The following is a 13647-nucleotide window of genomic DNA, read 5'->3' as shown; positions in this document are numbered from 1 at the left end:
ATAAGAGATGACATTCGATGAAATCGAACACACAGATTCGGTGCGCGATACACAAGTGCCTGGCGTGGAAAGCGAAAGTTCGACAGTGAGCCAGGCCGCGGTCAGCCTGGAGCGAGCGGACGCCGTGGGCACGACCGGCGCCGAATTCGAGGCCAGCCTGCTCACCGCCTGGCTGGTAGCCGCTTGCTGGTACGCCAACTGGGCGGAAGAAGTGAGCAGCGTTGTCGTCTCTCGCGCAGGGCATCTCGACTGCCCGAATGTGGATCCGCTGGCATCGGCAAGCGCACTTCGTGCTGATTGCAGAAAAGCCCTGAACGACATGTCCGGCGCACAGCACGCGCCCTGGCAGGTACGGGCCTGGTCGGACACCGAGCAATGCCAGGGCTTGTTCGGTGCCGCCCAGTTGCAGATGAATGTCCGCGAAGCCTCGGTCGAATTGTTGTTCGACAGGCAGGTGCTTGAAAAAGACCTGGCTCACGAGATCCTCGATGCGCTGCTGGCCATCGCGATGGCTCTTCAGAGTGACAATCATCTCACTCCACAACAGCTTGTGGAGTTCGCAAGACCTGTACAGTCGAACGCCGAGTTGCTGGGCAAACTGCAGGGCGTCGTGGATCAGGATGTGCTGGAGGCATTCGAGAGCCATGCAGGTCGGAACCCTGAAAAAGCAGCCATTTGTGATGCCGGCGCAACGATCAGTTACGGACAGTTATCGGCGCAGGCCCGCAAGCTCGCCACAGAGCTGGCACGCGAGGGGGTAACCGCCGGCAGCCGTGTCGCACTACGCCTGCCACGCTCAAGCGGTTTTATCATTGCCGCGCTGGCGTTGCTTTCGCTGGATGCCATCTACATTCCAATAGACCTCGAACTGCCAGCCGAGCGCAGCAAACTGATGCTCGAGGATGCTCGGGCGGGATGGATCATTGAGGGCGATGCGGTAATAACAAGGATTCGCTCGATAGCCGAAACCGAATCCGAAGGCAACTCGGGTTGCGGGTACGTGCTGTTCACCTCAGGCACAACCGGACGCCCCAAGGGAGTGATGGTTTCACGCTCATCGCTTTCGTACTACGCCAGCGTTGCCAGGCACACCTTCAATCTCACGAGTCATGCCAGGGTCCTGCAATTTGCCACCGTCTCGTTTGACGCCTCCGTTGAGGAAATCTATCCCTGCCTGATGGCCGGCGGAACGTTGATTATCCGTGATTCGAAGGTCGATCTGCGACCTGCCAGGTTTCTGCAGTTCGTGCATGAACAACGCATCACTTTCCTGGACTTGCCCACCGGCTACTGGCGAGAGCTCAGTCTGGCCTGCCTATCGGAGAACCTCCACTTTCCACCCAGCGTCAATCTGGTTGTCATTGGCGGAGAAGCACTCTACAAATCCGATATCCACGCCTGGTTCCGTCTCCCGCCACCTCGTCCACACCTGATCAACTCCTACGGCCCAACCGAGACGACGGTTGTCACAGCCCTCCAGCGCGTGCGACAGCCCTATGCCGGGGACGAGATAAAAAACGCTATCTCCATCGGTCGCCCCATTGCCGGCAGCAGGATTGTCTTGCTCGACCGGTTTGACCGGCCGGCACCGCTCGGGGGCATGGGGCAGATATGCATATCCAGTCCGGGCGTGGCCACCGGATACCTGAACAGCCCTGAAATGACCGATGAGAAATTCTTCATCCGGGTCGAGAGCGATCGAAGCCAGCATCGCTATTACAAGAGCGGGGATCTGGGACGCATCGGTGCCGACGGCGCATTGGAGTATCACGGCCGCATGGACAATGTGGTGAAACGCCAGGGCTTCAGGATTAGCCTGGGTGAAGTCGAGTCGATCGTCCGAACGCTGCCCGAAGTGTCGGATTGCTGTGTGCTCATGACCGACGCAGGTAGCAATGCCAAGCTGCTGTGCGCCGTGCAACTGATGCCTGGTATCGAGGTGACACAAACTGACTTGCGTCACCAGCTGAGCCTGGATCTTCCGTCCTATATGGTTCCGAACAGCTTCGTCCTGCTCGACGAAATGCCGCGCACTCTCGCTGGAAAGATCGATTACAACAGGGTGCGGGCTCTCGCGACCGCCATGGCCAGGACAAGGGAGAACGCCGATCTCGACCCACAACCAGAAAGCGAGCTCATGGCAGGCATACGCTCGATACTGGGCGCACGCGAACTGAACTGGGATGCCAGCCTGGCGGAGAATGGCGCCGACTCACTGGAGATCGTGCGATTGGCTGTCTTTCTGGAACGGCACAGCAGTCGGGAATGGCCGGTATCGACGCTGTACCATTGTGCGAGCCTGCGCACGATTCTCACCGACGCCGGTAAATCGGTACATGTACAACACAGGGCCCGACACTTCCGCGACTGGCGCGATGCGGAACTCGATCGGCTCAAGGGGTTGCTCCGGGTCGGCACGCCCCCTTCCACTCGTATCGCAGAAGGCATTCTTGTGACAGGTGCTACGGGGCTGCTCGGACGCCACGTGGTCAAGGACCTGCTGAAAAGAACGCTACGTCCAATCCACTGCCTGGTTCGCAGTTCGACCGCTGAAAGCCCCGAAGCCCTTCGTCGAAAACTGATGCAAACGCTTAACGTGCGCCATGAAGAGCGGCAAAGACTGCATGTCATCGTGGGTGACCTGAACCTCGACCAACTGGGCTTGGACGAGGATTGTCTGCACGCATTGCAACACAGCGTCGCCGATATCGTGCATTGCGCCGCCGATACCCATATGTTGTCACCCTATTCGAAGCTGATGACGACCAACGTCCTCGGAAGCCTGAACCTCATCAACCTGGCTCTTGCAAGCGGCGCCGGCTTCCACTTTGTCTCATCTCTTGCCTTGTTTGACACCAAACCGCGTCTCGCGCACCTATCCCCCAGCACCAAAATGGCGGAAGTGGATAGCGTGGCCTCCGGTTATCTGCAAAGCAAATGGATGATCGAAATGTTGCTGGAGCAGCTCCGGGCTGAGGGCCTCAAGGCAACGATCTATCGCTGTGGTCGCCTGTGGGGCAGTACCACGAACGTGGGTGAAGCCAGCAATGACTACGTCTTCCAGTTCTTGAGTGTCTGCCAGAGAATCGGACAATTTCCGATCATGCCCATGCAGCTGGAAGTCTGCCCGGCGGATCGCATCGCGGGCCAGATTGCCTCCCGCGTAGTAAACCCGGCGAGCCTCCCCTCGACAGCCACAAGCACCTATCATCTATGCTCCAGCAAAAGCTACACGATGGACGAAATCCATCAAGCCATGCGTCAGCAGGTGAAAGACCTGGTCCTGGTGAACTCGGCAACATGGCTGGCAACGCTGAACGCTCACATTCTGGCGTACCCGCAGGATGTCCCGGCGCTGAGAGTGTTCGCTGTCGTGAAGTCGCTGTCGCTTTCCGACTGCATGGATGACCTTACGATCACTGAAGCGATCGCCTCACATGAATGCTGGGGGCAAGAAGAATCTCCAGGCCTCACGCCGGAGCAGATGGCCTATACCGTGATGGCTGGATCAGTTCCCCCATCCTTACAAGCTCAAACCGTCGCGCATGGATGATGCCGAACCGCGAGTTTCATTTAAAAGGGAGATACCGAATTGACGCGCTACATCAATTTTCTACTGCTGGCCTTGATGGGCAGCACCTGGGGGCTCCACTTCGTACTCGTCAAGAAAATCACCAGCGTCGGGGTTCATGCAGACCTGATCCTGTTCCCGACGCTGGTCGGTGTGGCCATCGCGTTCCTGGCAATGATGGTCGTCACACGCAGCTCGTGGCGCACCAACCGGTCATGGTGGGTCTTCCTGATCATCTGCAGTGTACTTGGCTATGCATTCCCTATCTGGCTCGAACTGGTGGTGGCGCCTTACATTGACTCGACCTTGCTTACCCTGATCGTTACAAGCACACCGGTTTTCTGCATTTGCCTGGGCTTTCTGCTTCGTCTGGCAACGGTCACGTTCTGGCATGTGCTGTGTGCCGCACTGGGTATTGGTGCAGCCATGATGCTCCTGCTGCCCAGTGCAGCGCTTCCGCAGGGATCGTCCCGCTTTTGGCTGGCGGTGGCCATCGGGGTCCCGGTGAGTTACGCGCTGTACAACCTGTACGTCGCCGCGGCCTGGCCGAAAGGCCTGGGGGTGTTCACCATGGCCGCCTATGAGTCGGTGCTGGCTGCGTTGTTGGCACTCCCATTGTTCTTTACATCGACGTCGGAGATGGGCTACCAGGACCTCGTCCAGCATGGATCGGAAGTGGCACTACTGGTGATCGTCACCGCAGTTGAGGTCTGGTCCTTCTTCGAACTGGTACGACGGGCAGGTGGGATATACGTTTCGTTTGCCAGTTTCGCAGCACTGGCGGCGGGGATTGCGTGGTCTGCGTTGTTGCTGGATGAGCAGATCACTCCATGGATGAATGTGAGCATCGGAGCGATCGTGCTTTCGCTGGTGCTGTGTCTGATCGGGGACCGAAGCCAGACCCAGAGGACGTCCCTGGGCTGAGCCTCAAACCGGCTCCGGCCATGATCCGACAACCCCGTATGACACGGGGCTGTCGGACGCTCGTCGAAAGGAACTCAGTAGCGACGATGCGGATCGTTGTAGGCGCTCCAGTCGAAACTGAAATGGCCGCTTACGCAACCTTACTGCCCAGTCATTCCCTCCCCGACCGCAATCCGCTTGCCGTTCTGCTGGCCCACTTCCTGCGCCTGCCCATCGCGTTGCTTGCCTTGTCGGGCCAGGCCCACCAACCGTGGAATCAGCGGCCCTTCCGGCAGGTGCCGCCAGAAACGACCGGGCATGTGCTGGCGCATCGCATCGGGGTTGACCCGGGCCGGATTGAAGATGTGCCGGTAATAGGTCAGCCACAACTCGGCGCCCGGATCGTCGGCATGGCTGGCCCACTGCCGCCACTCCTCGGGGCAACGGCGTCGATAGTCCAGGACCTGACCATCGAAACGGATGCCGTCGCGGGAGGTTGCGATCAACCAGCGTTGCCGGCCCAACCGTTCGGCAAAATGGCCGCTGGCACTTTCCAGGATGTCGTGGGCCGGTTCGTGGAAGGCCACCAGATCCAGTTGCAGCCGTTCGGCGAGCGCTTCGGGCAACGGCACGAAACGCACGAAGGCATGCAGGTGATGGGCTTCGCGGCTGACCTGGCGGATCCGCCGCTGCAGTTCGCTGCCCAGGCGGTCGCCGGCGAGCATGGCGGTACGGTCGCCGTGGGCAACCCGCCAGAGCACCTCGTAGAGCAGGCTCCAGCGCTGCTCGCCACGATAGCGCGCGGCCTGTTCGAGCTGGGCCAGCAGGGCCGCCGGGACTCGCGCGCAGAACAGCCCCGGCCCCGCCGGCAACGGTGTCGGCACGGCCAGCAGATCATCCATCGGGCCTTGCGTCCAGGTCACATCGACCGGATCGATACCGTGGCCGAGCAGTCTGCGGGCCTGATCGCGCCAGGTGCCGAAGTCGTCGTCACAGTCCAGCGCGATCATCCCCACAGCCCCATCTGCAACGGTGCCTGAGGCTCGCGCAGGCGCACCCGCAACAGGCCGCTGCGCATCTCCGCCTGGGGTGGCCGATAGTCGCTGGTGACGATAAAGGGCCGGGCCTTGTCCAGCACGCAACGCATCTGGATCAGGTCGTCATAGCGGATACGCCGCTCGCGACGCAGCGCCACCAGCCGTTGCACACTGCGCAGGCCGATCCCCGGGATACGCGCCAGCAACGCCGGTTCGGCGCGGTTCACATCCAGCGGGAAAACCTCGCGGTTGGCCAGTGCCCAGGCAAGCTTGGGGTCGATATCCAGTGCCAGGTGGGTGGATTGGGTCAACAGCTCACCGGCCTTGTAGCCATAGCCGCGCATCAGGAAATCGGCCTGGTACAAGCGGTGCTCGCGCAACAGCGGCGGCGCAGCCAGAGGCACGCTGCTGGGGCTGTCGGGAATCGGGCTGAACGCCGAGTAGTAGACCCGCCTCAGGCCATAACCCTGATAGAGCGATTCGGCGTTGCGCAGGATCGTACGATCGTCGCTGGCATCGGCGCCGACGATCATCTGCGTGCTCTGCCCCGCCGGGGTAAAGCGCGGCGCCCTGACCTCGCCGGCCACCGCCTGCTGGCCGCGGTGGATGGTACCCATGGCCTGGCGAATGGTGATCAACTGCTTCTCCGGCGCCAGCAGCTTGAGGCCCGCCTCGGTGGGTAACTCGATATTCACACTCAGGCGATCCGCCAGACGTCCCGCCTCCTCGATCAACAGGGGATCGGCGTCGGGAATGGTCTTGAGATGGATATAGCCCCGGAACTGGTGCTCCTCACGCAACAAGCGCGCCACCCGCACCAACTGCTCCATGGTGTAGTCGGCCGAGCGGATGATGCCCGAGCTCAGGAACAGCCCGCTGATGCAATTGCGCCGATAGAAGTCGAGGGTCAGGCGCACCACCTCCTCCGGCGTAAAACGCGCCCTGGGCACATTGCTGGAGCGGCGATTGACACAGTACTGGCAGTCGTAGAGGCAGAAATTGGTCAGCAGCACCTTGAGCAACGACACGCAGCGGCCGTCGGGGGTATAGCTGTGACAGATGCCCATGCCATCGGTGGCACCGATCCCCTCACGGCCACGGGAGCTGCGCTTGGGTGCGCCGCTGCTGGCACACGAAGCGTCGTACTTGGCGGCATCGGCGAGGATGCCGAGCTTGGCGATAAGCTGCATGGGATCTATCTCTATACTGATTATCCATACAGTATTCCGAGATACGTCCGCGTGCAAGCGTCATCGGGCTAGCCAAGCGTCGAACCGATAAAAGCCCTGCCAGATCAAGGAGGCCTGTATCGCCGAGGTAGAAAAATTGAATTAGCCGCCTGTCCTCCTGGTCAGGAATTATGAACGCAGTCAGTCTGACGAGGTAACAGCAATGACTATCGAAGCAGAGACACTCGTACAACTGACCGAAGCGCTGCAAGAACGCGGCATGATACTGGTAGCGGACGTTGCGTTTACCCGGGCCCCCTACCGGCACAACCATCGCTGGGTCTGCACCGTGGAGTAGCGACCCGGTCTTTCGAGCGGCTTCATGCCTGCCCGATACAGAAGGCCCGGCGAACGGCCCGGGGCCTGTTGTCCGACAGGAAACCTACCTGCCCGGCCAGATGACAGCCTGCGCCACCACCACAAACTCGCCGTTGAACGTTGCCGCTGGCGAGCCATAAAGCTGGTAGCCCAGGGCAAGGGCTTCAGACACTCGATGGCAGAATGACGCGTCATCCTTGCCTGTCAGGATCCGATAAATGGGTAAGCCTTCGGGAGGGGTCTTCTGCATGGCTGCACCTGTATGAATGGATAAGGAAACCTGCCTGGATTACCTGGCCTGGGTTTGTCCGATGATGCGTGGAGGGAGCGAGACTGTAGCACCAAGGGCGGGCTGGCCCCGGCCCAGCATCCAACAGCCAGGCCAGAACGTGCAACTACAGCATCACTGTGGAAAGCATTCCCAGAGCCCCCAGGCAGAACCCGATCAGTGCACCTCGCCCCGGTACCTCACCGAACAGGGACCAGACCACGATCGGCTCAAGAATCAGCAACGAAGTCACGGAAACCACAGTGACGATCCAGATGTCACCGACAGCCACATAACCCAGCCAATAGGCACCCAGCAAGCAAAGGCCTGCGAAGCACATCAGCACGACCGGAAGTATGAAAGCCTCCCCTGAACCGCTGCCCGTCTGGGCAAGCCTGGCAGTGACCACCTCGCTGTAGATTGCACAAAACTCACCTACTACCATCAGCCCTAGAGCAAAAACTCCGAGTAATTCTTTGGACATATCAAAAACTCCTTCGTATTCAGCGCACTGTTTTTCAGCTCCCAGTCGGCGATGCCGCCATCCAGGGATTCGTTGCAGTGATACGAAGCAGCCTTGAACAGGCCTGAATTACCGAAGTGCTTTTCCATGCTCTTGTCCTTTTGAAGGGGCGAGTCTCAGCGACTCGAACCGATCATACGTGCGTTGATTCCTGTGAACAATTTGTGTCGGAACGCTGCACCACCGCGCTGGGGCGCGAAGCGGCCTTGAAACAAGCAATCCAGGGGAATGCGATGACGCGATTAAAGCGCCTTGCACACTTTCGCGGCGACAGCATCGTCCGGGATAAACGAGTCCGGCGCACCAGGTTTCAGGACCACATACCCACGCCGCCAGGGTTGATCGTCAACCAGCTTCCAGCGATGTCCTGAGCCGGTATTGTCTTCGGCGACCAGCACTTCCCCCGGATGCAGGGTGAACTTCTCGCCGGTTCGGGTCACGAACGCCAGGGTGCCGGACAACGTCATCACGTACTGGGGCTCCGGGTCCTTATGCCAATCATAGGAAGCATGTGCCGGGGTTTGCTTGAAGTGAATAGCTGTCACGCCGTTGCGCATGCTCTGGTCGATGGTTCCCTCCAGCACGTGCGAGTTGTTATCCACCCCCGTGCACAACTTGAACGCCTTGATGGTATCGGTGGCGGGAGTGGCCGCCTGTGCGCCGCCCAGGGTCGCCAGGGTGATTGCGACAGCACCTGCCGTACGTAGGCTCATGCCGCACAGACTGTGGATGACAGCATGCCGCGGTGAGCGTTTTCTCTGATGCATGGAACAGATTTCCCTCGTGTTGAAATAGCATGATTGCCGTTGATTCCGAACCATGGTCCGTGTCGTAGCGATTCGGAACAACTAACAAATATTTCATTGGCGCTGATGAGCTTCAGCTGGTTTCGCGCAGGCTGTTGAATCACAGAAACAGGCGCCCCTACCAACAAAGCTCAATAAACAACCCAACGCTACAAACAACTAAACATATAAACACGCCTCGAAAAACACCACCACGCGAACCATCTACAGGTATCGAGACGCCCCATAGCACATAATCAGCATCCAACAAAAAATAAAACGCTATATGCAAAAATATCAAAAATTCTAACAACCAAAAATCGAGCGATTATATTTTCCAGGCACCTGCTTATTTTTATAACTTTCTGAGGGAACCAGAATGAGCAATTTCGCTGAAGAACTTAACAGTATTCCTACTGGTGAATACCTTCGTATCTGGGGGCAATTTCCTGGAGCCATGTCGTCCCAATGCATACAGGGCAAGCTGAGGAATGTGGACACCCTGGCAGGAAAGGCCTTTCTTGAATCGACGACCTACAGCGGCCAGATCAATGAAGTCCCAATAAGCGGAATCACCTCGATCCAAAGGGGTTACACAGGATCTGGAGCCTCGGGATCAGTGCAGAAACCGGACAAAGTGTACAACCCCAACTCCGGCGAATGGCAGGACAAGACGTTTAAGGACTACAGCTGATATCAATAGAAAAAGGGGGCAGTTTTACTTTCGCGTCTATAATAATCGCGAAAGTAAATCTGCTCCCTTTTCGTATATAAGGACAGTTGTGCGACTCAATATAATCAACGATTCCACCAGGTCACTGGCGGTCTTTTAGTCCAGCGAGCGCTTCGTACGAGCCGACCTGCGTTCGTCCAGAACCGCTTGCACTAAAGCCATCGCTTGGTCATGCGGAATGCCAGGACCCGGATTATCAAGCGACGCCTGCACCTTGGCACGAAACCAACGGTCATAACTGGCCGCCTGCTCTTCTGTCTCGAACTCCGAAACGACGGGGGAAAGTCGAGTACTCATGATGGCTTCCTATGGAGAGGGATATCAGCCCTCGGGCAATGCCTGATCAGACGAGGAAGAGCCCTCAAGCAGCGCATCCACTACCGCACGCGCCACCTCCACCGAGTGCAGCATGTTCCAGAACAATGCCCGTTCGACGGGATTGGCGTGCAGGCTGATTTCATCACCGTTGAGTTCTGCCGCTTCGAGCAGATGGGAAACGTAGGTCAGTGCCTCCTGGGCATTGATGCCCGGTTGGATGGCGAACAGTGAGGGTTTATCCGGGGCTTGCGGCGTAACAGGCTTGGAACATGTGAACGTGAGGGTATCGAGTAAACGCGGTGCGTTCGCCAATTCCGACTCGTCAGGCCTCGAAGGGTCGTTGAGGATCTGACACAGGAACACATCCTTGTCGTGGGTGTTTGGGACTTTGTCAGCAGTCGGTGGATCGGGCGTAATTTTCTTGGTCATGGTGACCTCCCTATTCAGATTTAGGAGTTCGCCATATTCGTTCACGGGTTTCCACGCCCGTATTGCTGAATTTGCAGCAATGTTTGAAACTGTAGCCTCGGCATTTGGTGCACACAACCTTTCCCACGCCTAAAGGCTGTAGGAATCATGAGTTTTTTAGGTGGATTATTTCACACCACAATAATGGTCTGTCCCCCGAATACCTCATCACGATGATGCCCCATTTTCGCTTCGCTATCAGCCGCCTCACACGTTACGCCCGCTCTACGAAAAATCGCCCGCACGCAGGTCTGCCCATTTGAGCTTCCTAGGTTCTGTATGAAAACCTTTGAAACTCCATCGCGGCCCCTGAGGGCCTGAGTTTCCGTAGAGTTCTTGCCATTTAGGCGAAGGGCTCTACCATGCCCAAATGATACGAACTTTCCGATGCAGACTGGCAAATAGTCGCTGATCTTTTTGCTGAACATCGACGCACCGGACGCCCAAGAGTCGACGACCGCTTGATGCTCAACGGTGTGCTGTTGGTGCCTTGCTCCGGTGCAGCATGGTGGGACATGCCTGAGCGATTTGGGTCTTGGTCGCCGGTCTATCAGCGATTTCGAGACTGGCGAAACCAGGGGACCTTCAACAAGATGCTCAGGCGGCTACACGTCAAACTTAATGCACAGGGCCTGATCGACCTGGATACCTAGTGCATCGACTCAACGGCAGTGAAAACCACCCGAACCTCTTCCGGCGCATGCAAAAAAGGGTGGCGCAAGAACCAGCCGACCACGCACTTGGACGAAGTCGGGGTGGGTTGCCGACGAAAATTCACATGGTCTGCGACGCCCAAGGCATATCGCTCCACTTCACTCTCTCTGGTGGGCAGGCAAGCGACATTTCACATGTTCAGCCGCTGCTTGATGGCGTCCGCATCCCCTCGGGTCGAGGTAGGCCACGCAAGCGATGGCGCTGGCTCTTGGCAGACAAGGGGTATGACGCTGACTCGCTGCACCGGTACTGCGATCATTATCGAATGCAGCCAGTAATTCCTCTGCGGGACATGAAGCGCAAGCCACAGCCCGGCTTGCTGCGTCTCTTCGACAAGCCCAAATATCGGCAGCGGAATGTAATAGAGCGGTTATTTGGTTGGCTTAAGGAACACCGCCGCCTGGGAACACGCTATTGCAAGCTGGCGGAAAGCTTCGTAGCGATGGTCACACTAGCTTGCTGGCGGCGGTGTCTACGATATTTCTTTTCGTACAGTGCCTAGAGAATAAAGGGTATTTCTGCGAAAAGCAGAAGTCTGTAGAAAATGAGGGCTTGTTTTCACTTCAGTAGTAGCACATTGAAGGAAAAAAAATCTGACAATGCCCAGCTCTACCCCCCCTCCGCGCTATGAAATCACGGGATCGCCGGCTATGGAGAGGAATCACCAGCAGCCTTGGGATCGCGAGACGCTGCGGGTCTGCCATGATGAATGAATAATCGCTATATCAGGCAAACAGGCAACTTGGGAATCGGCTACGAGAAATGACTTTTTCCTTGCCCGCAATAACGCCTTTGCGTCCAGAAGCGTTGGTATAGGCTCGCATACTCCTCCCTTCTGGTACAGTGACCAGGACCTGATAAGTCTCTTCTTCCTGTCCAGCAGATTTGATCCTGGCCTGAAGCATCTCTGTCATCTGATCCATGTCAATACAACAAATCTCTTGATCTTCCACGCATACAAGACCAATAAAGATTTTTTTGTAGAACTCCGTAGAAAGTTCAACAGAGTCGAGTACGTCAGATGAAAAAGTGAATTTGTACTCCTGCGCACCACCCTTAGGCTCCTGGCTGTACTTCAAAAACAGGCAGGTATCGGCGTTGATGAGAAAGGCGTTGTTGACCTTATCTCCCTTGAGGCGAAGCGGATTGATGGCCGTGAAGTTGTCATCCTCCGCGATCTGCATTAGCGCAGCGCCAAGGTTTTGATGTTCCGTTCGAATTTTCATTGAAGCTCCCTAGTTCGGCCCCATGCCGTCCCCTCCTGTGATACCCAATTTACCATCAATTCGCCACCATTCCTTTGTTGCATCTAGTAACAGAGTGCTACGTACGCATATTTTGGACATTCGAGAGAAGAAATGACAAAGAAGGTATATCGCCGCGTTGGCGAGATCGTCAGTCCAACGAAATGACGCCCAGTTGCGGAAACGATGGCAATAATTGCGGAAATGATTGGTTTTCTACAGGCAATAAAAAACCCCGTAGACCATTGATCTACAGGGTTTTGAATGGTGGAGGCCGAGGTCGGAATCGAACCGGCGTAGATGGATTTGCAATCTACGACACTAGCCTTATTTTTCAACCGCTTACGACGAATCTGATTCCGCAACTAAGAATTTCAAGCATGTCTGAAGGCCTTTAAAATCAAGGCGTCACACCCTGATTGCGGAACTGATTTTACCCTTCCTGCGGCGTCCTGCCGAACGAACACAACCCCCTATTTCAGATCCACCAGCGCTTCATACGCCCTTTCGCACGTCACTCCCCTGCTTCGGCTTTGATCAGCAGCCTCTGCCAGTTTTCCCGCTCGATCGTCAGCGCGCTTGAGCAGGTCGGCAAACACCAGGGCTGTTCGGGCAATTGCCGCGCTTGTGGCGGCAGTGCAGGAATTGCTGCCGGCCGCACGCTTGAGACGCCCGGCGAGGTCGTCGACTGTCCGCTGCAGGCTGTCAGCAGCGGACCGAGCGCCAGCAGCATCAGCCGTTGCTTGATCGATTTTCCGTTGTCCATCTTGAACCGCCTTGTTGATTGAGTTTTGCCGGGCCTGCTCAGTCGCGCGCGCGACGACCTCTGCAGCAGCCTTTGCGGCGTTGTCGTCGGAGTCGCGCTTGTTCCATCGGGCCTGCCAGCGCTCATCGGTCACACTACAGCCGAAGTGATAGGCACCGTACAGGGCTCCAGCAACCAGCAGCAGGACAGCAAGGTATGGGGCGATCCGCCCGAGCAGCGTCATGGAAGCACCTTCAATGCCAGGTCATAGAGCGCCTGGCGATCTGCGGCGCCGTTCTGGCCGCCATTGATCCTGGCCGTGATCTTCGTGAACTGGCCAGCGTCGGCCAGAGTGTTCAGCCCCCTGCTCGACCAGAACCAGGCCGCAGACATGCACGCATACTGTGGCTGCTCGAGCAGCTCCGGCTGATTAACCAGGTCAAGGCCCAGGGCCTCACCGCACGCCGCGTAGTTCGCTCGGCCAGTGATCTGGATCAGCCCCCTGCCGCGGTACTTCTGGCCGTCGCCGTCCGCCTCGGGGGTGTTGCCCAGGCGGGCGGCCAGGGTGCCGGTGTCGTACTTGCTCAGGTACTGATCGCTGCCCAGCTCGCGCACGTAGCGCAACTGGCCGGACTCATGACCGATCTGGGCGATGAATGCGGCTACGCGCAGCCGGCCGACGATTCCGTACTTGCTCATTGCGGTGTTGAGAGCGGGAACAAAAACGCCGGCTTTCTGGCCGGCGCTGGGGAGTATCTGCAGCAGCTGCTGCTGAGTAATTGGCATGACTT

The 13647-nt window shown here is 57.6% G+C and carries 15 protein-coding genes and 1 pseudogene; 5 read left to right on the top strand and 11 right to left on the bottom strand.

The features are described 5' to 3' along the window. Nucleotides 1-7: 7 nt before the first annotated feature. Nucleotides 8-3553 (top strand): amino acid adenylation domain-containing protein, encoded by a 3546-nt coding sequence (locus KI243_RS13470; protein ID WP_212810991.1) that lies wholly within the window; start codon nucleotides 8-10, stop codon nucleotides 3551-3553. A gap of 39 nt (nucleotides 3554-3592) precedes the next feature. Next, on the top strand, nucleotides 3593-4495 hold the full coding sequence (locus tag KI243_RS13465) for a DMT family transporter (RefSeq protein ID WP_177118435.1): 903 nt from the start codon (nucleotides 3593-3595) through the stop codon (nucleotides 4493-4495). Between the two features lie 140 nt (nucleotides 4496-4635). On the opposite strand, the gene KI243_RS13460 is transcribed toward KI243_RS13465, so the two are convergent. Both KI243_RS13460 and KI243_RS13455 read right to left on the bottom strand, forming a co-directional pair. Next, entirely contained in the window at nucleotides 4636-5484 is an 849-nt protein-coding gene (locus KI243_RS13460; protein ID WP_212810990.1) for a TIGR03915 family putative DNA repair protein, read from the bottom strand. Next, nucleotides 5481-6701 (bottom strand): putative DNA modification/repair radical SAM protein, encoded by a 1221-nt coding sequence (locus KI243_RS13455; protein WP_177086041.1) that lies wholly within the window; start codon nucleotides 6699-6701, stop codon nucleotides 5481-5483. Before KI243_RS13455 ends, KI243_RS13460 begins: the two co-directional genes overlap by 4 nt. 202 nt (nucleotides 6702-6903) lie before the next feature. On the opposite strand from KI243_RS13455, the gene KI243_RS33070 reads away from it, so the two are divergent. Continuing rightward, a complete protein-coding gene (locus KI243_RS33070; protein WP_017129131.1) occupies nucleotides 6904-7038 on the top strand; it encodes a hypothetical protein in 135 nt (44 codons plus the stop codon). Between the two features lie 84 nt (nucleotides 7039-7122). Here KI243_RS33070 and KI243_RS13450 read toward each other — a convergent pair whose 3' ends face one another. The 4 genes from KI243_RS13450 to KI243_RS13435 form a co-directional block, all read right to left on the bottom strand. Continuing rightward, complete coding sequence (locus tag KI243_RS13450; protein ID WP_017129130.1) at nucleotides 7123-7308, bottom strand: DUF1737 domain-containing protein; 186 nt, start codon at nucleotides 7306-7308, stop codon at nucleotides 7123-7125. A gap of 145 nt (nucleotides 7309-7453) precedes the next feature. Continuing rightward, nucleotides 7454-7771 (bottom strand): hypothetical protein, encoded by a 318-nt coding sequence (locus tag KI243_RS13445; RefSeq protein ID WP_017129129.1) that lies wholly within the window; start codon nucleotides 7769-7771, stop codon nucleotides 7454-7456. Between the two features lie 5 nt (nucleotides 7772-7776). Then, nucleotides 7777-7938: a hypothetical protein gene (locus KI243_RS13440; protein ID WP_017129128.1), complete on the bottom strand. Its 162-nt coding sequence runs from the start codon at nucleotides 7936-7938 to the stop codon at nucleotides 7777-7779. A gap of 153 nt (nucleotides 7939-8091) precedes the next feature. Then, nucleotides 8092-8562 (bottom strand): hypothetical protein, encoded by a 471-nt coding sequence (locus KI243_RS13435; protein WP_017129127.1) that lies wholly within the window; start codon nucleotides 8560-8562, stop codon nucleotides 8092-8094. Nucleotides 8563-9013: 451 nt separating this feature from the next. Here KI243_RS13435 and KI243_RS13430 point away from each other — a divergent pair, with 451 nt between their 5' ends. After that, nucleotides 9014-9328: a hypothetical protein gene (locus tag KI243_RS13430; protein WP_017129126.1), complete on the top strand. Its 315-nt coding sequence runs from the start codon at nucleotides 9014-9016 to the stop codon at nucleotides 9326-9328. A 135-nt stretch (nucleotides 9329-9463) separates the two neighbouring features. Here the strand turns inward: KI243_RS13430 and KI243_RS13425 are convergent, their stop codons facing one another. Continuing rightward, nucleotides 9464-9664, bottom strand: coding sequence for a hypothetical protein (locus KI243_RS13425; protein WP_017129125.1), 201 nt, complete (start codon nucleotides 9662-9664; stop codon nucleotides 9464-9466). Between the two features lie 24 nt (nucleotides 9665-9688). Next, nucleotides 9689-10114 (bottom strand): hypothetical protein, encoded by a 426-nt coding sequence (locus tag KI243_RS13420; protein WP_212810989.1) that lies wholly within the window; start codon nucleotides 10112-10114, stop codon nucleotides 9689-9691. A 440-nt stretch (nucleotides 10115-10554) separates the two neighbouring features. Here KI243_RS13420 and KI243_RS13415 point away from each other — a divergent pair. Next, nucleotides 10555-11369 (top strand): annotated as a pseudogene (locus tag KI243_RS13415) (IS5 family transposase). Between the two features lie 223 nt (nucleotides 11370-11592). On the opposite strand, the gene KI243_RS13410 reads toward KI243_RS13415, so the two are convergent. From KI243_RS13410 to KI243_RS13400, 3 genes are all read right to left on the bottom strand, one after another. Further along, nucleotides 11593-12093, bottom strand: a complete 501-nt coding sequence (locus KI243_RS13410; protein WP_212810988.1) for a hypothetical protein — start codon at nucleotides 12091-12093, stop codon at nucleotides 11593-11595. A 491-nt stretch (nucleotides 12094-12584) separates the two neighbouring features. Next, nucleotides 12585-13100: a DUF2514 family protein gene (locus KI243_RS13405; protein WP_212810987.1), complete on the bottom strand. Its 516-nt coding sequence runs from the start codon at nucleotides 13098-13100 to the stop codon at nucleotides 12585-12587. Beyond that, on the bottom strand, nucleotides 13097-13642 hold the full coding sequence (locus tag KI243_RS13400; RefSeq protein ID WP_212810986.1) for a glycoside hydrolase family 19 protein: 546 nt from the start codon (nucleotides 13640-13642) through the stop codon (nucleotides 13097-13099). Before KI243_RS13400 ends, KI243_RS13405 begins: the two co-directional genes overlap by 4 nt. Nucleotides 13643-13647: the final 5 nt, after the last annotated feature.

It is taken from the genome of Pseudomonas sp. Ost2 (genome assembly GCF_018326065.1).
Taxonomy (GTDB): domain Bacteria; phylum Pseudomonadota; class Gammaproteobacteria; order Pseudomonadales; family Pseudomonadaceae; genus Aquipseudomonas; species Aquipseudomonas gingeri.
The sequence above is the reverse complement of the archived record's forward strand: the minus strand, read 5'-3'. Positions and strand labels throughout refer to the sequence as shown.